Source organism: Sphingomonas sp. SP1, assembly GCF_058313395.1.
The window spans coordinates 352,170-372,411 of sequence record NZ_JBZFLC010000001.1 but is presented as its reverse complement, the minus strand read 5'-3'; the positions used below and the strand labels follow the sequence as shown (position 1 = coordinate 372,411).

Annotated in this window: 13 protein-coding genes; 7 read left to right on the top strand and 6 right to left on the bottom strand. The window is 64.6% G+C overall.

Annotated elements, in window-relative coordinates:
• The first annotated feature begins 26 nt into the window (after positions 1 to 26).
• The 3 genes from AC4GYS_RS01945 (at position 27) to AC4GYS_RS01935 (ending at position 2,901) form a co-directional block, all read left to right on the top strand.
• Positions 27 to 1,187: an NAD(P)/FAD-dependent oxidoreductase gene (locus AC4GYS_RS01945; RefSeq protein ID WP_491107427.1), complete on the top strand. Its 1,161-nt coding sequence runs from the start codon at positions 27 to 29 to the stop codon at positions 1,185 to 1,187.
• Positions 1,188 to 1,191: 4 nt separating this feature from the next.
• Entirely contained in the window at positions 1,192 to 1,968 is a 777-nt protein-coding gene (locus AC4GYS_RS01940) for a sulfite exporter TauE/SafE family protein (RefSeq protein WP_491107426.1), read from the top strand.
• Between the two features lie 369 nt (positions 1,969 to 2,337).
• Positions 2,338 to 2,901, top strand: coding sequence for a YMGG-like glycine zipper-containing protein (locus AC4GYS_RS01935; RefSeq protein WP_491107425.1), 564 nt, complete (start codon positions 2,338 to 2,340; stop codon positions 2,899 to 2,901).
• Between the two features lie 115 nt (positions 2,902 to 3,016).
• On the opposite strand, the gene AC4GYS_RS01930 is transcribed toward AC4GYS_RS01935, so the two are convergent.
• The 5 genes from AC4GYS_RS01930 to AC4GYS_RS01910 all read right to left on the bottom strand — a co-directional run bounded on the left by AC4GYS_RS01930 (position 3,017) and on the right by AC4GYS_RS01910 (position 11,222).
• Positions 3,017 to 3,760, bottom strand: coding sequence for an energy transducer TonB (locus tag AC4GYS_RS01930; RefSeq protein ID WP_491107424.1), 744 nt, complete (start codon positions 3,758 to 3,760; stop codon positions 3,017 to 3,019).
• Positions 3,761 to 6,046 (bottom strand): bifunctional salicylyl-CoA 5-hydroxylase/oxidoreductase, encoded by a 2,286-nt coding sequence (locus AC4GYS_RS01925; protein ID WP_491107423.1) that lies wholly within the window; start codon positions 6,044 to 6,046, stop codon positions 3,761 to 3,763.
• Between the two features lie 90 nt (positions 6,047 to 6,136).
• Positions 6,137 to 8,734 (bottom strand): TonB-dependent receptor, encoded by a 2,598-nt coding sequence (locus AC4GYS_RS01920; protein WP_491107422.1) that lies wholly within the window; start codon positions 8,732 to 8,734, stop codon positions 6,137 to 6,139.
• 128 nt (positions 8,735 to 8,862) lie between these two features.
• Positions 8,863 to 10,434: a sulfotransferase family protein gene (locus AC4GYS_RS01915; protein WP_491107421.1), complete on the bottom strand. Its 1,572-nt coding sequence runs from the start codon at positions 10,432 to 10,434 to the stop codon at positions 8,863 to 8,865.
• Positions 10,431 to 11,222 (bottom strand): alpha/beta fold hydrolase, encoded by a 792-nt coding sequence (locus AC4GYS_RS01910; protein WP_491107420.1) that lies wholly within the window; start codon positions 11,220 to 11,222, stop codon positions 10,431 to 10,433. Before AC4GYS_RS01910 ends, AC4GYS_RS01915 begins: the two co-directional genes overlap by 4 nt.
• A gap of 44 nt (positions 11,223 to 11,266) precedes the next feature.
• Here AC4GYS_RS01910 and AC4GYS_RS01905 point away from each other — a divergent pair, with 44 nt between their 5' ends.
• From AC4GYS_RS01905 to AC4GYS_RS01890, 4 genes are all read left to right on the top strand, one after another.
• Entirely contained in the window at positions 11,267 to 11,809 is a 543-nt protein-coding gene (locus tag AC4GYS_RS01905; protein WP_491107419.1) for a (2Fe-2S)-binding protein, read from the top strand.
• An 11-nt stretch (positions 11,810 to 11,820) separates the two neighbouring features.
• On the top strand, positions 11,821 to 12,678 hold the full coding sequence (locus AC4GYS_RS01900) for an RcnB family protein (RefSeq protein ID WP_491107418.1): 858 nt from the start codon (positions 11,821 to 11,823) through the stop codon (positions 12,676 to 12,678).
• A gap of 91 nt (positions 12,679 to 12,769) precedes the next feature.
• On the top strand, positions 12,770 to 14,629 hold the full coding sequence (locus tag AC4GYS_RS01895) for a DUF885 domain-containing protein (RefSeq protein WP_491107417.1): 1,860 nt from the start codon (positions 12,770 to 12,772) through the stop codon (positions 14,627 to 14,629).
• A 207-nt stretch (positions 14,630 to 14,836) separates the two neighbouring features.
• The gene (locus AC4GYS_RS01890) at positions 14,837 to 18,475 is read left to right on the top strand and encodes an autotransporter outer membrane beta-barrel domain-containing protein (protein ID WP_491107416.1); all 3,639 of its coding nucleotides are present in this window, start codon (positions 14,837 to 14,839) and stop codon (positions 18,473 to 18,475) included.
• Positions 18,476 to 18,626: 151 nt separating this feature from the next.
• Here AC4GYS_RS01890 and AC4GYS_RS01885 read toward each other — a convergent pair whose 3' ends face one another.
• Entirely contained in the window at positions 18,627 to 20,192 is a 1,566-nt protein-coding gene (locus tag AC4GYS_RS01885; RefSeq protein ID WP_491109345.1) for a lysine--tRNA ligase, read from the bottom strand.
• Positions 20,193 to 20,242 lie beyond the last annotated feature (50 nt).

Below are 20,242 nucleotides of genomic sequence, written 5' to 3'. Positions count from 1 at the left end.
CTGCTGGCATTGCAGCCGCCGCCTCGATGCTGAAGCGACGACCTGGTCTCGACATCGCGATTGTCGAACCTCGCGACGTTCACGATTATCAGCCCGGCTATACGCTTGTTGGCGCAGGGGTCTTCTCAATCGCGGACGTCCGCAGGAGAATGGCCGACGTCATTCCGCGAGGCGTCACCTGGCTGAAGACAGCTGCTCGCAGCTTCGATCCGGACAACAATGCGGTCGACCTGGAGAATGGGCAGCAGATAACCTACCGCCTGCTCGTGGTGGCGACCGGTAACCACCTCGATTTCAATGCGGTCGAGGGGCTTGCGGAGACCCTCGGTCAGAACGGCGTCACCTCCAACTACCGCGCGGACTTGGCCCCGTACACATGGGAACTGGTCCAGCAGCTGAGGTCTGGTACGGCGCTGTTCACGCAGCCACCGATGCCCATCAAGTGCGCAGGCGCGCCACAGAAAGCGATGTACCTCTCCTGCAGCCACTGGGAGACTGCAGGCTCGCTTGGGGCGATCAACGTGGAATTCCACTCCGCCGGTGCCGTGCTGTTCGGCGTGAAGGACTATGTTCCGGGACTGGAAAAGACTGTCCGGCGCTATGGCATCGACCTCAATCTCGCCAGCAACCTGGTGGCTGTCGACGGGCCCGCCAAGACAGCGACCTTTGCATCAGCGGGTGGCCAGATCACCCGCGAGTTCGACATGCTGCACGTCACTCCACCGCAGAGGAGCTGTGCGGTCGTCGCAGATAGTCCGCTTGGGGATAGCGCCGGCTATGTCGACGTCGACCAGGTAACACTGCAGCACAAGCGTTACCCGAACGTATTCGCCTTGGGTGATGCGGGGGGCATGCCGAACGCGAAAACTGCGGCAGCGGTGCGCAAGCAGGCTCCGGTTGTTGCGGTGAACGCCCTTCGAATGCTCGACAACCAGCCTCCGGAGGTTGGTTATGACGGGTACGGCAGCTGCCCGCTCACGGTCGAGAAGGGTAAGATCATCTTGGCCGAGTTCGGCTATGGTGGCGTCCTCCAGCCGACCTTCCCGACTTGGCTGATCGACGAGACCAAGCCGTCGCGCCTGGCATGGCTGTTGAAGAAGGACCTGCTGCCACCCCTTTATTGGTCCGGCATGCTGAAGGGTCACGAATGGCTGGCCCGCCCGAAGCCCTTGGCCCGGATGCACTGACATCATGCTGGAGCCCCTGCAGTATCTGCTCGGTGCCTTCTCTGGCGCCCTGGTCGGTTTCTCGCTTGGCCTGGTGGGCGGCGGGGGTTCGATCCTTGCCGTTCCGCTCATGGTCTACCTAGTTGGGGTCAGGAGCCCGCACGTGGCGATCGGCACCAGTGCGCTGGCAGTGGCGGTCAACGCCGCAATGGGCCTGATGAACCATGCCCGGGCCGGCAATGTCCGCTGGCGCTGCGGACTGATGTACGCGGCGGCTGGTGTGCTGGGAGCCTTTGCAGGGTCCACCTTTGGGAAGGTCTTCGACGGCCAGCGCCTGCTATTCCTCTTTGCGCTGAAGATGATCCTGGTCGGGTTTCTCATGCTTCGGCGCCGCCGGCATGAAGGAACAGCGGGCGCTCAATGCGACCGGACAAACGCGCCCAAGGTGCTTGGTTACGGTCTGGGCACAGGTGCCTTTTCGGGGTTTTTTGGGATCGGGGGCGGTTTTCTGATCGTCCCGGGCCTCGTCGCCTCCACCGACATGGCGATGATCAATGCCGTGGGTACCAGTTTGGTGGCCGTCACGGCCTTCGGCCTGACAACTGCATTCAATTACGCGGTCTCGGGGCTCGTCGACTGGCTGCTTGCGAGCGCATTCATCGGCGGCGGCATATTGGGCAGCGCCTTAGGCGCGCGTGCCGCCAAGCGTCTGTCGGGTGCAGGCCAGCTTACCACGGTTTTCGCAGCGCTGATCTTCGTCGTTGCTGCCTATATGCTTTGGAAGAGCGCGGCGTCGCTTTGAGCCGTGTGAAGAGTGCCTACTGAGGTAGGGCGACCGCGGGAGAGCGACGGCTTCTCGACCACATGTCCCCAAGCAGGCAGGAGGGAATGACCTTCTGTTCCAATTCGCCCTCTCGGTCGGCACACGCACCACCTTTCCGAACGCTTCGCCGCTTCAGTTCGTCGACCTGACGTTAGCGTGGGAGGCCTTTGTGCCATTAATCAAGGACTTAGCTCGCTTGAGTAAGTTGGGGTGCAAAGCGAATTGTTTCTCCTCCGGAACCCTCGCTGCGAAGTGGCGTTCATGGGGCGCTGACTTGCTTCCAAGGCTGTGCTTTCGCTGGCCGACGGAGAACAGGGTCTGCCGTTCAACCATCGGGAGAAGGCAATAATGAAAAAGACTGCAATGGCCATCATGCTGGCCAGCTCCATCTCGCTCGGTGCCTGCACCACGACCAACAACGACACGCTTGCCGACGCCGCCACGGGCGCCGCGGTTGGCGGTCTGGGCGGCGCTGCCGTCGGTGCCGTCGTTCCGGGTGTCAGCCCGATCGCCGGTGCAGCTGTTGGTGCGGCCATCGGCGGTATCGCCGGCGCCGTCTGGGCCGACCGCAACAACGACGGCTATGCCGACGGCTATGTCCAGAACGGCCAGTATTACGAAGGCCAGCCGCAGGGCTATGATTCGACCCTGGGGCGTGTCGCGACTGGCGCCGGCATCGGTGCCGCCGTGGGTGCGGGCGCTGGTGCGCTGATCCCGGGCGTCGGCATCCTCGAGGGTGCGATCGCCGGTGCGGTGGTCGGTGGCCTGGTTGGCGCCGTGTGGACCGACCGCGACGGTGATGGTCGCGTGGACGGCTACACCCAGAATGGCCAGTACTATCAGGGTGCCCCGGCCAACACGAGCACGCAGCCGACCTACTCGGCTCCGGTCCGGAGCGGCGAGCGCGGCTAAGCGCTCATACGCCTAACCTGCTCTCGTTCGCGCGAGAGCAGGAGAGCGTGCCGGTCGCCGAGTGCGGCCGGCACGTTTCGTTTTGGCGGCTTGGAACCGACGAGATATCTCGGGCTCAGCGATCCCAGGTCGAGGTGTAGCCGACCTGCACCGTGACCGGCCGGCCGGCCCGGTCCCGCGCAGGCTCCCACCGGCTGTTGGCGAGCATGATCCGGCACAACTCGGCGTCCAGGACGCCACTGCCGCTGCTGGCGGTGACCCGGCACATCGACACGCGCCCGGTCGGCTCCACGGTCAGCATCAGCGACGCCTCGCCGCGCGGCACCCCGACCTCGTAGAAGAAGGAGGAGGGTAGTCGCGCGCGGTTGCCGCCAACCAGACGCGCCTGATTGCTTAGCCCGCCGCCCGCGCCCACGCCGTCGCCGCCGGTCCCGCCGCCACCGAAACCCGTTCCTGAACCGCCGGCTCCGCGGCCGGGGCCACGCACCGCGGCAGCGCCGGCGCTTGTATCCGAGCCGGACACCGGCGCCCGCTCGTCGCTCGTGCGAACAGGCGAGGGGACGGGCAGCGGCCGCACGGGTTTTGGCGCGACGACCTCCGCCGGGCGCGCGCGAAGGTCTGGCGCGCCGGCGTCGTCACGGGCTCCCTCATCGAGCGGTTGGGGCGGCGGCTCCTCAACCGGCGCGATCGGCTGCGGTATGTCGAAGGTCGCCAGCCGTTCCGCCGCGTCCCGGACCTTGCCGCCCGCAAGGCCGAAGACAAGCGCGGCGCCCAGCCCGATGTGCAGCGCAATCACCAGCGCCATCGCCTTTGCCCGGTCTCGACGGTCGATCGCGTACGGCATGGTCTTGGACATCATCTAGCGAGCCGTATCATTTGTTCCAGCCCGCTCGCGTTCCATCAGCCGGGCAAGCTGGGCAAGTCCATTGAGATAGGGCGGCGGACAGACGGCATCGCGGTAATTTTGCGCGGCGGCGGCACGCAGCGTCCACATCGGGTCGATCAGGTGCGGCCGACCGATCGCGATCAGGTCGGCGCGTCCGGCGGCAAGGATCGAGTTCGCCTGATCCCAGTCGCTGATATTGCCGACCGCCATTGTCGCCACCCGCCCCTCGTTGCGAAGTCGGTCGGCAAAGGGCGTCTGAAACATGCGGCCGTAAACCGGGCGCGCGTCGGCCCAGGTCTGACCCGCGGAGACGTCGATCAGGTCGGCCCCGGCATCGGCGAAGGCGCGGGCGATCTCGACCCCCTCGGCGGGCGTTACCCCATCCTCTCCGGCCCAGTCGGTGGCGGAGATGCGGACGGACATCGGCTTCTGCGCTGGCCACACCTCGCGCATCGCGCGGAAGACCTCCAGCGGGAAGCGCAACCGGTTCCCAAGGCTGCCGCCATATTCGTCCGTGCGTCGGTTCTGGAGCGGGGTGATGAAGCTCGACAGCAGATAACCATGGGCGGCGTGCAGCTCGACCATGTCGAAGCCGACGGCGATCGCTCGGCGGGTCGACGCGACGAACTGGCCCAGCACTTCGTCCATGTCGGCCCGGGTCATGGGGGTCGGACGCTGGTTGGCCGCCGACCACGGCACGTCCGAGGCGGCGATGAGCGGCCAGTTGCCGGTGTCCAGCGGCTGGTCCATGCCTTCCCAGCCGACCCGCGTGCTGCCCTTGCCGCCCGAATGGCCGAGCTGAAGGCAAATCCTGGCCGCGCTGTTCGCATGAACGAAACGCACGATGCGCGTCCAGGCGTCAGACTGCTGGTCATTCCACAAACCGGTACAACCGGGGGTGATCCGGCCGGTCGGCGAAATACAGGTCATCTCCGTGAACAGCAGTCCGGCCCCGCCCTGCGCCCGGGCCCCGTAGTGGACCAGATGAAAGTCCGTCGGCACGCCGTCGACCGCGGAATAGGTCGCCATCGGCGATACCGCGATGCGGTTGGACACTGCCATGTCGCGAAGGCGGTAGGGCGCGAACATGGGCGGGGCGCTGCGATCCTCTCCGGCTTCCCGCCAGAACCACCGTTCCAACTGCCCCAGCCACTCGGCGTCGCGCAGCCGCAAATTGTCGTGGCTGATCCGCTGCGAGCGAGTGAGCAGGGAATAAGCGAATTGCAGCGGTTCGAAGTGAAGATAGCGTCCCAGCGTCTCGAACCATTCGGTGGAATTGCGTGCGCTGTTGGTCAGCTTCAGCACTTCGACGGACCGTTCCGCCTGATATTCCTCCAGCGCAGCATCCTGTGGGAGACCCGGACGATTGAGCACCTCAGCCAGCTTGATCGCATCCTCGAGCGCAAGCTTGGTCCCCGAACCGATCGAGAAATGTGCGGTGTGCGCCGCATCGCCCAGCAGGACGAGATTGCCTTGGTGCCAGCGAGCGCAGCTGATCCGGCGGAAGTTGAGCCAGGCCGCCGACCCGCGGAGATGCGTGGCGTTGCTCAGCAGCGGTGCGCCCTGCAGGTGACGGGCGAAGATCCGCTCGCACGCCGCAATCGCCTCGGCCTGCTCCATTCGATCGAAGCCAAGACCGCGCCAGGTTTCCTCCGAACATTCCACGATGAAGGTCGAGCGCTCGGCATCGAACCGGTAGGCATGGGCCCAGATCCACCCGGCCTCCGTTTCTTCGAAAGCGAAGGTGAAGGCGTCGAATTGCCGTGGTGTGCCGAGCCACACGAACTTGTTGGTGCGAACGTCAACCTCGACGCCGAATTCTTCACGATATGCCTCGCGGACCCGGCTGTTGATGCCGTCGCCGGCAATGACCAGGTCGTGACCTTGCGGAAGCTTCTCCACATCCGCTTCGAACCGCAGGTCCACCCCCAGCTCCCGGGCACGGGCATGGAGAATCTCCAGCAGGCGCTTGCGCCCGATTCCAATGAAGCCGTGGCCGCTGGTGCGCACGGCTTCGCCCCGGAAATGCACCTCGATGTCGTCCCAGTGGGCGAATTCACCGGCGATCCGGGCAGCGGACACGGGATCGTTGCGCTGCAGCTGTTCCAGTGTCTGATCAGAAAAGACCACGCCCCAGCCGAAGGTGACGCCCTCCGGGTTACGCTCGAAGACGGTGATTTGGTGCTCGGGCGATCGCAGCTTCATCGAAATGGCGAAGTAAAGCCCGGCCGGACCGCCGCCGATGACCGCAATGCGCATGCTGGCGAGCCTAGCGAGGCGCGAAGCCGGACCGCAATGAAAAAGGGAGCGGGCAAGCCCACTCCCTTCTCGCGCATTCAACAGATTGGCTTAGAACTTGGTACCGAGCCTCAATCCAAAGGTTTGTGGCCGGCCCGGGGTAATCAGTGTCCGTTCGCAGATGCTGCACACGACGCCGCGCGACAGTTGAGTTTTGTTGTTGAACAGGTTGGTCGCGAACAGCTGCACGCTGTAGGTATCCCAATCGTAACCGGCGGCGAGGTCGAACAGGGAGCGGCCCTTCAGCCGGCCAAGGTAATTGTTCGGATTGATGACGTTTTCCGAATCCCCGATGTTCCGGCGGATGTCGGCCGCGGCGCTGGTCTGAAAACTTACGCCGCCCTGCACGTGCGCGCGGCCCGCTGCCATCGGCCAGGAGTAGCGCGCGTTCACTGCGCCCTTCCACTTGGGCGTAACCGGCAGGCGGGTTCCGGACGGAGTCACGACGAAATCGTCCTCCCCATCGTCGTCCAGCCCGTTGCACTGGCTGTTGCCCTCGGAGAAATTGCAGATGTTCCCCTTCGTCCGGGCGTCCGTATACGCCAGGGCGGCGTTGAGGGTGAGGCCGCCGGCGACATAGCTGACGTCGGTTTCGGCGCCGTTGATGACCGCGTCGCGACCGTTCTGGATCACGGTCAGGCTGTTGAGGCCAAGGAAGCTGAACTGGAATTTCTCCCAACGTTGCCGGTAGATGGCACCATTCCAGCGCACCCGTCCGAAACTGGTTTTCCACCCCAACTCATAGTTGGTGAGGAAGTCGGGATCATAGTCGGGGGCAAGCGGCTGACGGTTGATGCCGCCCGGCCGGAAACCGCGTGACCAGGTGGCGTAGAACATCAGGTCGTCGTTCGGTTTGTACTGGCCGTTCAGCCGGTGGATGAAACCATTGCCCTTGGTCTTCTTGGGCACCGCCCGACCGTCGACCACCTGGCCCACGTTGGTGCAGGGCGTGCCATCCAGTCCACCGGGCGCCAGTTCCGACGTTTCATCGTCGAGCAGCGCCTCGCCATTGACGGTCAGGCACCGCCGGAGGCCGGACGAGCCGCCCGCGCCGTTGGGCGGCGGCGGGAAACCGAAATCCTCGGTGAACAGCGGGTTCTTGCCGAACCCGGCAAAGCCGAACAGCGAATTGTTGTAGCGATACAAGCGACCGCCCGCCGTCAGCGTGATCTGCGGCGTGAGATCGAAGCTCGCCTCGCCGAAGAGCGCATAATCCTTGTCCTTGCGCTCCTGTTTGGTGAGCCACAGCGTGCCGGGCCGACCATTGACCGACAGGTTGGGCGCAAGCCCGTCGACCCGGTAATCCTGGAAGATGTCGTTGGTCTGCTTGCTGTAGAAGGCGCCCGCGATCACCCGGAACCGCTTGTCCTGCGGGGAGGCAAAGCGCAGCTCGTGGCTCATCTTGCGGAAGTCGTTGGTGCCGATGATGTACTGGCGAGGATCGATCGTGTTCCCGGCCGCATCTTGGAAATAGAAATAGTTGGCGAGCCCGCCGTCGCCTTCATAAGCGGTGTCGTAGGCATCGGCGTAATCCGTGTAATCCGTGTCGCTGTAGGTGGGCCGCTTCAGATAGGCGCCGGCGTAAGTGACGTCGAAATTGAACAGCTTGCCTTCAACCGTCAGCGCAGCCTGGGTCCATTTGTCCTTGCTGACCTCATCGCGGAAACGGTCGACGCGCAGTTTGCCGAGGTCCGGGTCCACGCCATAATAGCCGTCGAGCTTGCCGTTCTGGTGCATGATCGTCGGAGTGACGGTCCAATTCTCGTCGAGCTCGATCTGCAAGGCGGCGCGCCCGCCGTAGACGCGATAGTCGTTGAAGTTCTGTTCGGTAAATTCGCTATTGTCGACGCTGATGCCGTTCCGGACGCAGCCGACCGTTTCGCCGTCCTCGACGATCGGGTCGCCGCAATAGGTACGGCTGGACAGGACATTGTCGATGAAGCCACCGTCGCGCTGGTAGAAGGCGACCACGCGGGCAGCGATCCGGTCGGTGATCGGCACGTTGAGCATGCCTTCCAGTGCCCCGCCCCAGTCACCGCCGGTGATCTTGTTGATCTCGCCGTCGACGCGCCCGTTGAAGCTGTTGGGATCAGGCTTGTTGGTGATGATGCGGATGGTGCCGGCCTGGCTGGACGCGCCATAGAGCGTGCCCTGGGGCCCCGCCAGGCTCTCGATCCGCGCGATGTCATAGATGTGGACGTCCAGCGTTCCGCCGATGGTGGTGACCGGCTGTTCGTCGAGATAGGTGCCAACCGACGGGAAAGAGCCCGAGTGATTGCCGTCGCCGCCAGTCGCGACGCCGCGCATGTAGACGGTGGTCGATCCCGGCTGCGACGTCTGGAACGACACGGACGGCAATTGCTTGGTGTAGTCCTCAAAGTTCGAGATGTTCAGCTGATCGAGGCGACGGGTACCGATCGCCTGGATCGACACCGGGACGTCCTGAAGGTTTTCCTCCCGCTTGGTGGCAGTGACCACGATCTCGGTCGTGTCCGGTTCCAGCCCATCGGTCGCGGCCTGCTGCCTGGGCGGGGCCGGCGTGTCGCTGCTGCCCGGTGCCGGCTGGTCAGCCGGTAAGGTCGCGCTCTGGGCCCAGACCGGCCCGGCGAGCGCCGTGGTTGCGAGCATGCCAAAAGCCAGCGTACGCATCTTGACCCTGATTGACATAAGTCGCTTTCCCCCCGGAAACTTGCCTGAAGCAGCATTGCGTCAGACGTGGCGGACCTTGTCAACGCGCACCCACCAAAACTACCGGTTTTGTTGCGCAACCGTTGCAATCAGGTCGCGGGGTAGGACTCCAGAACCGGTCCGAGCGCTTGTTTGAGCGGCGCCAGATGCGGTTCGTAATGCCGCCATTCGGCCGTTGCCTCGCGATAGATCGGCTGGCGCACCTGCTCCGAACTCGCGGTGCGGACCGGCCGCTCGGTCCTGTGGAAGTGGAGGCACGCCGGCTCGAAGTCGACGCCTATGAAGTCGAGCAGCCGCCGCACCTCAGCCTCGGTGTCCTCGACCATCCGCTCGTAGAAAACCCGGTGGACCTTGCCGGGCAGGACCCGATCGACATGGTCCATCAATCGCACATAGTCGGCATAAAAGCGGCCCATGTCCCCAAGGTCGTAGCTGAACGCCTGGCCCCGCGCGAAATGCTGACGATAGTTGCCCAGGCAGCAGCCGAGCGGATGGCGCCGGGCGTCGATGATTTTCGCATTGGGCAGGATCATCGCGATGAGCGGGACATACAGCCAGTTGTTGGGCAGCTTGTCGATGAACAGCGGGCGGTTCGTGCGGCGCTGGACCGACGAGCGCCGAAGATAGTCGTCGCCGGCCGCGGCAAGGTCGGCTCGCCCCATCGCCGCAATCGATGATGGGTAGCCCCGGATGGTCCGAGCCACCGCCGGCAGATCGGGCAGTTCGGAGGTTCCTTCGATCAGGCTGTGGCTGGCGAGAATCTGTTCGACCAGCGTCGACCCGGCGCGCGGCATGCCGACGATAAAAATCGGGTCAGGGGCAGGGGCCCCGCCCTGCGCGGCGCCGAGAAGTTGCGGCGTATAAGTGGCGGTCGCTCGATCCACGGCCTTGCAGATCCCGGCCGCATCGTAAGGGAGCGAACGCCGGCGGAGGGTGTTGGCCCTCGCGTAATGGCGGAACGCCTCGTCATATTGCCCGGCGTCGTGGCGAGCCTTGCCGAGCGCGAAGTGGAGATGAAACAGGTCCTCGTCGCCGACCGTCGGTTCGGCGGTTTCCCGCTCCATCACCGCGACGTCCTCGTCCGAGAAACGGACCGTCTTGAGATTGGCGAGGCTCCACCAGCCTTCGCCCAGCGCCGGGCGCAATTCCACGGCTCGGCGATAGGCCGCAATGCCATCAGACTGACGGCCGACCGTCTTCAGCATGTGCCCAAGGCTCAGCCAGACGCGTGGCTGCGCGGGCGTTCGCTCCAGCACTTTTTCGTAGAGGGCGATGGCTTCGTCGAAGTCGCCCAGCCGGCCGAGCGTCGCCGCCTTGAGATTGAAATTGCCGACGTCGTCGGGTTCGGCCTCGAACAATTCATCGAGGATCGGCAGCGCCTCGGCGGGGCGGCCGGTACGCCCCAGCAGCAAGGCGAGGTTGGCCCGGGCGGGGGTGAAGGCGGGCGCAATCTCCAGCGCCCGCCTGAGCAGCGTTTCCGCATCCTGCGCCCGTCCGATTCGGGCGGCCACTTCGGCCAGCATACGGATGGCCCGCACCTCGAATGGATCGTCCTTGAGATGGGCCTTGAGCAGCCGCTCGGCCACGTCCAGCCGGTTGTCGCCGAGCGCAAGGCCGGCATCGAGCAAGCGCGGGTGGATACGCGACGCGGCGAAGGTCACCGGTCGGCCTGGTCTTCGCAGCCGGCGAGGAAGGCTTCGACCACGCGGTTGAAGATCGCGGGCTGTTCCGCGTTGCTTAGGTGGCCCGCCCCGGCGATCTCGATCAGCGACGCCTGCGGAATGCGGTCCTTGAGATCCTCGCTGAGGGACGGCGGCGTGATCCGGTCTTCGCTGCCGCAGATGACAAGCGTCGGACACCGAATGTCACGCACCCGGGATCGCTGGTCGGCCAGCCACACCGCCGCGGCGCCCAGCCGGTAGGCGGCCGGATCGATGCCGGCCATGGTATTGATGACGCTGCTGCGAAGGTCGGGCGATGCGGCCGGGGCGATCAGCGCGTCGACCCGAGCCTCGGCCAGCCCGCGCATGCCGAGTTCGGCCGCCGCCGCGATCGATCGGTCGTGGATGGCCTGCCCCTCCGGATGGACGGCGAAGGTATCGGCAAGGACCAGCGATTCGCAGCGATGGGGAGCCTGCGCATGCATCGCGATCGCGACCACGCCGCCGAGCGACAGTCCGCACAGATGCGCACCGTCGATGCCAAGTGCCGTCATCGCCTGCCACAAGGCGGCGGCAAATTCTTCCCGGTCTGCATCGCGTCGGAGTGCGCTTTCCCCATAACCGGGATAGTCGAAAGCGATGGTTCGCCGGCTCGTTCCGAAGTGGTCGAGTTGCGGCCGCCATATCGCCTTGTCCGAGCCGACTCCATGCAGGAGCACCAGGGGGACGCCGTCCCTCCCAGCCTCGGCATAGCCGATCGCGCCACCTGGTAAGTCGATTACCCCCACGGGTTCATATTGGCATCGCGGCGGACGGCACGCTAGGCAAAAGCATGACCCGGATGACGGTGAACGGCCAGGCGCTCCACTATCGGCTCGATCCCGAGACGCCCTTGCTGTGGGCGCTGAGGGAAGCGTCCAACCTGACCGGCACGAAACATGGCTGCAGCGACGGCGGTTGCGGAGCCTGCACGGTGATTGTCGACGGCCGCGCGGAACGCAGTTGCACACTGCCGATTGCTGCGCTGGAAGGCGCCGGCGTCACCACCATCGAAGGATTGAGCCAGGGCCGCGCGCATCCGGTGCAGCAGGCGTGGCTGGCGGAGCAGGTGACCCAGTGCGGTTTCTGCGAACCGGGCTTCATCATGGCGATCGCGGCACTGTTGCAGGCCAGCCCGAGGCCATCGCGCGAACAGATCGAGGCCTTGCCCAACCAGTGCGCATGCGGCGCGCAACCACGGATCATGCGCGCGATTGCCCGCGCATCGCAGCAACTCTCATCCGCCGACCTGATTGGTGAACGCAGCACTTCATCGACGTTAAGCACCGGCTCATCCGCCAAAGTGCAGTCAGGAGATAACAAAACATCTCCATGATGAGGTCCACCATGCGTGCCCTGATTGCCCTGTTTCTTCTCTCGACCGCAGCCACACCGGCGCTTGCTGCCGAGCCCGGCAATCGCGGCGCCGATCTGCGCAGCGCAGTGGCCGAACGGGTCCGCGAGGCGCGCGAGCAGCGGACCGAGCGCCGTGAACAGCGCGCCGAGCAACGTGAGCAACGTGAACAGCGTATCGAGCGCCGCGAGGACCGCGCGGAGCGACAGCAGCGCGTTCGGGAAGTCGCCGTGGGCCAGGCGGAAGGGCGCGGCGATCGCCAGGTCCCGCGTCAGCAGCGGGCCGAGCGGCGCGATGGGCGTGAGCGGGCCGGTGACGTCGCGGCGAGGACCCCCGATGGCTTGTCGGGACGCGTATCGCGGGAACTGCAACGGCGGGACCGCCCCGTTCTGACCTCCAGCGGTGAGCGCATCACCGGCCCGGTGGTCAGCACCAGGCAGGGACCCGCACGCAGGGTGTCAGGCAACAGCGTGTCGCGCCAGATCGGCGATCATCTTCAGCGCAGCGGGATCGCCGAGCGGTTGGCCGATCCGCGGGTAGCGGAACGGTGGCGCGAGGATTGGCGGCGTGACCAGCGGCACGACTGGCGGCGCTGGCGCGAACATCATCGCGGCCTGTACCGGACCGGCTATTATCATGATCCGTTTGGCTTCGGGTACCAGCGCTTCGGCCTCGGCTGGCAGATCTGGCCGGCATATTATTCGAGCCGTTATTGGCTGAACGATCCTTACCAGTATCGCCTGCCCTATGTTGGTTATCCTTACCGCTGGGTGCGCTATTGGGACGACGCCGTGCTGGTCGATACGAGGACGGGCAGGGTCGTGGACGTGCTTTACGACTTCTTCTGGTAGACGACGGGCTGCCGTTGGTCGAAGGGGGCGTTGCCGTTTGCGCGGCGACGCCCCTTTGCCGTGGGGTAACCTGAGAGGAACGCCTGCTGCCATGACCCGTCGCCTGCTCCTGATCGCCACTGCAACTCTGGCCATGACCGGCTGCTTCGCCCCGCCGCCGCCAGCGGTGGAGGCGGCCGCGGCGGCGGAGGCGGAGGCGATCGCCACTCCGTCAACGCCCCCGGCGACGGCGCAAAGCGAGCATGACCGGCTGTTCCAGCTGTTCAAGCGCAGCGACGAGGCGAGCCTTCAGCGCAATCCCCTGTCGGCAATCTTTCGCGGCGACATGCGCTATGCCGATCGGCTCGGCGACAACATTACGGACGCCTACTTCGCCGCGGAGAAGGCGGCCGCGGAACGCGATCTCGCCGAACTCGCCACCATCAACCGCGAGGTCCTGAACCCGACCGATCAGCTGGCCTACGACACGTTCAAGTTCAGCACGAGCGACACGCTGCGCGGGCTGCAGCCCGACCTGTTGGCGCTGACCCGGGTCCGGCCGATGAACCACTTCTTCGGCATCCACACCTTCTATCCGACCTTTTCCAGCGCGGATGGGGCCGCGCCGTTCAAGACGCTCGCGGACTACGAGAACAATCTGAAACGGCATGCGGATTTCGTGATCTATCTTGATCGTGCGATCGGGCGCTGGCGCGAAGGCATGGGGACCGGTGTCGTCGATACCAAGATGACCGTGCGCAACATGATCGAACAGCTGGACACCCAGCTGAAGCAGCGGCCGACGGATTCACCCTATTACGGGCCAATCAAGAAATTCCCGGCGGAGATCGGAGCGGCCGATCGCGCCCGGCTGACCGCAGCTTACCGCGACACCATCACCGGCCAGATCTATCCGGCGTTGACCCGCGTGCGCGACTTCCTGCGCGCCGAATATCTGCCGGCGGCCCGCGACGGCGTCGGTCTCATGTACATGAAGGGCGGCGACCAGCTGTATCGGCAACAGGTGAAGTCGACCACCACGCTCGATCTGACGCCCGAAGCGATCCATCAGCTTGGGCTGGAAGAGGTCGCGCGCATCAAGGGCGAGATGGAGAAAGTCCGGCGGGAAGTCGGATTTCGCGGCGACCTGCCGGCGTTCTTCAACCATCTGCGAACCGATCCAAGATTCAAGGCGAAGAGCCGGGCTGCGCTGACGCAGGGCTATTACGACATCGGCAAGACCGTCGATGCCAAATTGCCGGCCTATTTTTCGACCCTGCCCAAGGCGGAACTGGAAATCCGCCCATACGAGCCCTTCCGCGAGAAGTTCGAAGCCGGCGGATCTTACGAACCGGGCACGCCGGACGCATCGCGGCCAGGCGTCTTCTATTTCAACGCCTACGACCTGCCGTCGCGCACGACCCCCGGCATGACCACCCTCTACCTGCATGAGGGCGCTCCAGGGCATCACTTCCAGATCAGCCTGGCGCAGGAGAACACGGCGCTGCCCGAGTTCATGCGCTTTGGCGGGAACACCGCCTATGTCGAAGGCTGGGCGCTTTATGCCGAGACGCTGGGCTACGACATGGGTTTCTACAAGGATCCCTATCAGCGCATGGGGACGCTGGACGACGAGATGCTGCGCGCAATGCGGCTGGTGGTCGACACGGGGCTTCATTCCAAGGGCTGGACCCGCGACCAGTCGATCAAATACATGCTCGACAACAGCAGCATGGGCCGGACCGACGCCACCGCCGAGGTCGAGCGCTATATCGCCATTCCAAGCCAGGCGCTGGCCTACAAGATCGGCGCGCTCACCATCCAGCGGCTACGACGCAAGGCGGAAGCGGAGCTCGGAGACCGGTTCGACATCCGCGACTTTCATGCGCAGGTGTTGATGACGGGCGCCCTGCCGCTGGCGATCCTGGAGCAAAAGATCGATCGCTGGATCGCGGAAAAGAAGGCGGGGTAGGGGTCTCTCGGAAGTGAGCGGCGTCGGGCAAATTTCTGCCGCTTATTTTCACCCCAATCCGTTCAACTGTTGCCGTACAGACACAACCCAGATTACTAATCATTGTCGCGGAACTTCCTACTCGTTGCACCGCTTTTTGAACGCCTCCCACGGGGGGTGATCGTCGTCCTGGCGACGGTCCAGTTCTTCCAATGAGGTAATCTCTTCATGAAATCAGTCCTTACGCGTGGCCGGCTGTTGTCCGGCTCAGCAATGGCTGTGGCCGGCTCATTGAGCCTGGCCTCGCCGGCGCAGGCGGAGTGCGTGGTCGCGGCCGGTGCCGTGACCTGCGGCACCACCGTCACCACAGACACCACGAACACCGGCACAACGCCGGCGGTGGACCGCCATTATCCGGTCGACACCTCGACCTCGGCCTTCACCGGGACGGTGAGCACCGGCGCGACGGTTAGCGGGTTCGGCCTGGCCTTCACCAACACGGTGGGCGGCACCAATGCGCTGAACGTGGTCAACGACGGCACGGTTCAGATCAACGCCGGCAACACGGCCACTCAGGGCGGTTCGGCTGCCCTGCAGATCAACGCGATTGGCGCGACGTCCGTCAATTATTCGGGCGCCGGCGACATCATCAATCTCGGTACCACTGGTGACGGCCTGTTCGTTTCGACGACAGGGACTGGTGACATCGTGGTTAATGTCGGTGGCGATGTCACTTCGGCTGTTGGAGGGAACGGCGTCAACGCGCTGAACAGCGGAACCACCGGAGACATCACCATCACCACCGCTGCCGACACCATTGTGAAGGCAGATCTCGTCGGAGTGTTTGCCCAGATCACCGCTCCCGCCAGCGATGGTTCGATCAGCATTACGAACAACGCCGGCATTGGGTCGCTTGATGGCGCAGCCGACATCACGCATGGTGTTGCCGCTAACAACTTCGGCACTGGCTCGGTCACCATTGAAAACAACGGTGACATCGGCAGTGCGACGGATGTTCCCATCGGTGCGGGCGTACTGGGACAAATCCTCAATGCCGCGTCCACCGGCGACGTCACACTCACCAACACCGGCGACATCTACGTCGCCGACGCTGCCATTGCCGGTTACAATGAGGGCCTCGGCGCCATCAACATCGACAACAGCGGCGCACTTACCAGCACCACCGTGGCGGGCATTTTTGCCCAGCAAGCGGGAACCGGCACCACGGGTGAGGTTGTTGTCAACAATTCCGGTGCAATCGATGCCGCAACTCACGGTATTCAGACGTCCAACGCTGGAACTGGCGGCGTTTCCATCACAAATGACGGTGCAATCACGGCTGCGGGCATGGGTATCCGTGCGCGTGGTTTGAGTGCGACCCAGACCGGCGACATTCTGGTCCAGGGTACCGGATCGATCGATTCGGGCGACCGCGGCATCTGGGCTGTAACGGCCGGGTCGGGCGATGTGACGGTTGACTACTCGGGCGCAATCGCGACGGCCGCTGGGGAGGGCATCCTCGCTCAGGGCACGACTGGCCTTCTGACTGTTACGTCTGGCGACATCACGGCGGCAGGCAACGGGATCACCGCCATCACGACAGATGGCGACCAGGCTATCACCGTGAACGGTGACGTCAGCGGTGGCGATATCGGCGTAAGCACTGATACCACCGGCAATCGGTCTATCACGATTGCAAGCGGCGGATCAGTGATCGGCACGAACGCGGCCATTCAGGTTGCAAACACCGGTGCAGTGACGATCACCAATGCCGGAACGATCGGTACCGACAACACCAGCCTGGCGATCAATGTGCTGGCAGATGCCGACACGACGATCGTCAACCAGACTGGCGGCGTGATCAACGGCGATATCCTGCTTGGCGCGGCTGACGACTCCGTCACTAACGCCGGCACGATCAATGCCGGCACATTGGCCTTCGGCGCCGGAACGGACGTGTTTACCAACCAGGCTGGCGGCGCGGTAACCGTCGATGGCGGAACGCCAGTTACGGGTCTGGAAACCCTGAACAACGCGGGCACCATCACGGCCGCCACCGGCCTTACCTTCGACGGGGGCGATACCGCGCTGAACAACACCGGCACGATCAACCTCGCCGGGGCCATCGACCTGGGTGCTGGAACCGACAGCTTCAGCAACACTGGCGCTGGCGTTCTCAACCTGACGGGCGCTTCCAGCATCGTCGGGGCCGAGACCTTCACCAACAGCGGCCGAATCAACCTGAACACCTTTGCCCTGACCGGCGAAGGTGCGTTTAACAACACCGGTACGATCGACACCAATGGCAATGCGTCGCTGGCGGGTTTCACCAGCTTCAGCAACGCCGGGACCCTTGATTTTGCGGCTGGCACGTTCACCGTTCCGGCAGCGGCGTTCACCAACAGTGGCACGATCCTGGCCGATGAAGGCGCGTCGACCATCACGGGTCAGACGAGCTTTGCCAATACCGGCACGATCGATCTGCAGGACGGCGCCGTCGGTGACGTGCTGACGATCAACAGCGCCTTTGCTGGGTCGGGCGGGTCCAATCTGCTGATCGACTTCAACGAGACCACGGCGGACCGGCTGGTGATCAACGGCGCGGCCAGTGGCTCGACCACGATCAACGCCAACTACCTCGGTAGCGGCCTGATCAATCTGGGCGGCGTACTGGTGGTCGACGCGACCACCGCTTCGTCGGGCGCGTTCGTGCTCGGCACGGTCGGCGGGAATACCAGCCCGCTGGTCGACTACAGCCTGGTTCAGAACGGTGGCGACTTCCTCCTTGTGTCGGCGCCAAACGCCTCGGCTTTCGATCCGCTGGCGCTGGCCGGTTTCGGCCGCAGCCTGTGGTACCAAACCGCCGATGAGGTGATCGCCCAGACCCGCCTGCCGGCCACCACCGTCGGAGCGAGCTTCTGGGGTCAGGTGTACCTCAGCCGCGATAAGTATGACGACGACTCGGTGCAGACCGTTGCCGGTACCGACTTCGGCATCGACCGCAACATCAGGACCAAGCGTCGCGGCATCCAGATCGGCGCCGACTACGGCTTCGGTGGCGGACGCGTGGGTCTTACCGGTGGTCTGGCCCGTGCAAAGGCGGACGATCGTGCCGATGCGACCGACCTCGGGATCAAGGCCCGCGGGTGGAACGTCGGCGTGTACGGTCAATTCGGTGGCGCCACTGGTCTGCACGGCGAACTGCTCGCCAAGCATGATCGGTACAAGCTGGACTTCAATTCCGGCGCGTTCGACGGCGAGGACACGAAGGCCCGGGCGAACGGCATCGACGGGTCGCTTGGATATCGCTTCGGCATCGGCGGCGACGCCACGCTCGACGCGAATGCCGGCGTGAGCTTCGTGCGCACCAAGTTCGACGACATCAACGCCTTCGGGTTCGGCTACGACCTCGAGACGGTGAAGTCGACGCGCGGTCGTGCGGGTCTGCGGGCGGCGTTCGGCGGCAGCATGTCGCCGTACGTCGACGGTACCGTGTACCGTGAATTCCGTGGCGATGGCCGGGTCGCGTTGTTCGACCGCGCGTCCTTCTATGACCTGGAAAGCGAAGGCAAGGCGACCTGGTTCAGGCTGGAGGGCGGCGTTCTGCCCAACCCGACCGGCCTGCTGCTGGCTGCCTGGGCTGACTTCGGCGACCGCAAGGGCATCGGTGCCCGCCTCGGCTTCCGCTTCGGCGGTGCACCGGTCGCGGCTGCGGCCCCGGCGCCGTTGCCGCCCGCGCCCGTGGCGCCGCCGGCTCCCCCGGCGACGCAGACCTGCCCCGACGGGTCGGTGATTCTGGCGACCGACAGCTGCCCGCTGCCGCCGCCTCCGCCGCCGCCCCCGCCGCCCGCTCCTGAGCGTGGTTAGTTGAGCAGTGGCGCGCCGCCAGTCGGCGCGCCGCAACCTGGCCGAGCGTCCCTAAAGGACGCTCGGCCTTTTTGCGTTTGGGGCGGTAGCTGCAGGGATGCCCGACCTGCTGCCAGATCAAGCGCTGCCGGTGGGCACAGAGGCGCGGACGTCAGTTTGCGCTTGCGGTCATTGACCTTGCTTCGGCAATCAGCCGACGGGTGTTTTCGATCCCGTACAGCGCGATGAAGCTGCCCATGCGTGGGCCCTGGGAACTGCCAAGCAGGATCTCGTAAAGTGCCTGGAACCAGTGACGCAGGCTCTCGAACGGATAGCGCTTGCCGATCTCGAACACCTGGTTCTGGATTTCCTCTGCGCTGGCATCGGCAGGGAGTTCGGCAAGCAGTGCATCGAGGTCCCGCAGTGCATCGGCCTCGTGACCCTTGGGTGGTCGGCGCTGCAGGGTCGGGACCACGAAGTCGCGGGCGTAGTTCACGGCGAGGCCGATCAGCTCGTCGAGTTCCGGATTGGCTTCCGGCGAGCAGCCAGGGTTGTAGCGCTGAACGAATTTCCAGGCGGTGTCCTTGTCGTGGCAGCCAGGCAGGCTGACCAGGTTCAGCAGCAGGCCGAAGCTGACCGGCAGCGCATAAGGCCTCGGAACGTCGCCATTGTGAATATGGTGCACCGGATTGCCGAGCCGCTGTTCGATCGGTTGATCCGACCACTTCTCACGGAACTGCCAATATTCGTCGACCGCGCGGGGAATCAGGCCGAGGTGCAGGCTCTTGGCCTTCTTCGGCTCGCGGTAGAGATAGAATTCCAGGCTCTTCTCGCTACCGTAGGTTAGCCATTGGTCGAGGCTGAGCCCATTGCCCTTGGACTTGGAGATCTTCTCCCCCTTCTCGTCCAAAAACATCTCATAGTTGAAGCCTTCGGGAGGGCGGCCGCCGAGCACGCGGGCGATCTTGCCGGATTGGATCGTCGAATCAATCAGGTCCTTGCCGGCCATCTCGTAATCGACGCCGATCGCCACCCAGCGCATCGCCCAGTCGACCTTCCACTGCAGCTTGGACTGTCCAGCAAGCGCCGACTGAGTGACCTCGGTGCCGTCCTCGTCGGCAAAAGCGATGGTGCCCGCCTCGGCATCGACGACGCGGACCGGAACCTGCAGCACGCGGCCAGTCGTCGGGGACACCGGCAGTACCGGCGAATAGGTCTGCCGCCGCTCCTCGCGCAAGGTCGGCAGCATGACCTCCATAATCCCGTCGTATTGGCGCAAGACCTGATGCAGCGCTTCGTCAAATCGGCCCGACGTGTAGCAATCAGTCGAGCTGATGAACTCATAATCGAACCCGAACCGGTCGAGGAAGCGGCGCAGCATCGCGTTGTTGTGGTGGGCGAAGCTTTCGTACTCTCCGAACGGGTCAGGCACGTGGGTGAGTGGGCGGCCCAGATGCTCGGCCAGCATCTCGCCGTTCGGCACATTGTCCGGCACCTTGCGCAGGCCGTCCATGTCATCGCTGAACGCGATCAGCTTGGCCGGCGCGCCGCCGGTGAGTGTCTGGTAAGCGTGCATCACCCAAGTCGTGCGCAGCACTTCGGTGAAGGTGCCGATGTGCGGCAGGCCTGACGGGCCGTAACCGGTTTCGAAGATCATCGGTTCGCTACCGGGCTTACCGTCGGGCCAGCGCTTCAGCAGTTTGCGTGCTTCCTCGAACGGCCAAGCCTTCGAAGTCATCGCCGCATCGCGATACTGCTGATCCACTGTTGCCCTTTCGTTCTCCCCGC

Excerpts from the sequence above, each read along its gene's own strand:
- AC4GYS_RS01945 (WP_491107427.1), top strand. The coding sequence starts at position 27 with ATGCTGAAGCGACGACCTGGTCTCGACATCGCGATTGTCGAACCTCGC.
- AC4GYS_RS01940 (WP_491107426.1), top strand. The coding sequence starts at position 1,192 with ATGCTGGAGCCCCTGCAGTATCTGCTCGGTGCCTTCTCTGGCGCCCTG.
- AC4GYS_RS01935 (WP_491107425.1), top strand. The coding sequence starts at position 2,338 with ATGAAAAAGACTGCAATGGCCATCATGCTGGCCAGCTCCATCTCGCTC.
- AC4GYS_RS01930 (WP_491107424.1), bottom strand. The coding sequence starts at position 3,760 with ATGATGTCCAAGACCATGCCGTACGCGATCGACCGTCGAGACCGGGCA.
- AC4GYS_RS01925 (WP_491107423.1), bottom strand. The coding sequence starts at position 6,046 with ATGCGCATTGCGGTCATCGGCGGCGGTCCGGCCGGGCTTTACTTCGCC.
- AC4GYS_RS01920 (WP_491107422.1), bottom strand. The coding sequence starts at position 8,734 with ATGCGTACGCTGGCTTTTGGCATGCTCGCAACCACGGCGCTCGCCGGG.
- AC4GYS_RS01905 (WP_491107419.1), top strand. The coding sequence starts at position 11,267 with ATGACCCGGATGACGGTGAACGGCCAGGCGCTCCACTATCGGCTCGAT.
- AC4GYS_RS01900 (WP_491107418.1), top strand. The coding sequence starts at position 11,821 with ATGCGTGCCCTGATTGCCCTGTTTCTTCTCTCGACCGCAGCCACACCG.
- AC4GYS_RS01895 (WP_491107417.1), top strand. The coding sequence starts at position 12,770 with ATGACCCGTCGCCTGCTCCTGATCGCCACTGCAACTCTGGCCATGACC.
- AC4GYS_RS01890 (WP_491107416.1), top strand. The coding sequence starts at position 14,837 with ATGAAATCAGTCCTTACGCGTGGCCGGCTGTTGTCCGGCTCAGCAATG.
- AC4GYS_RS01885 (WP_491109345.1), bottom strand. The coding sequence starts at position 20,192 with ATGACTTCGAAGGCTTGGCCGTTCGAGGAAGCACGCAAACTGCTGAAG.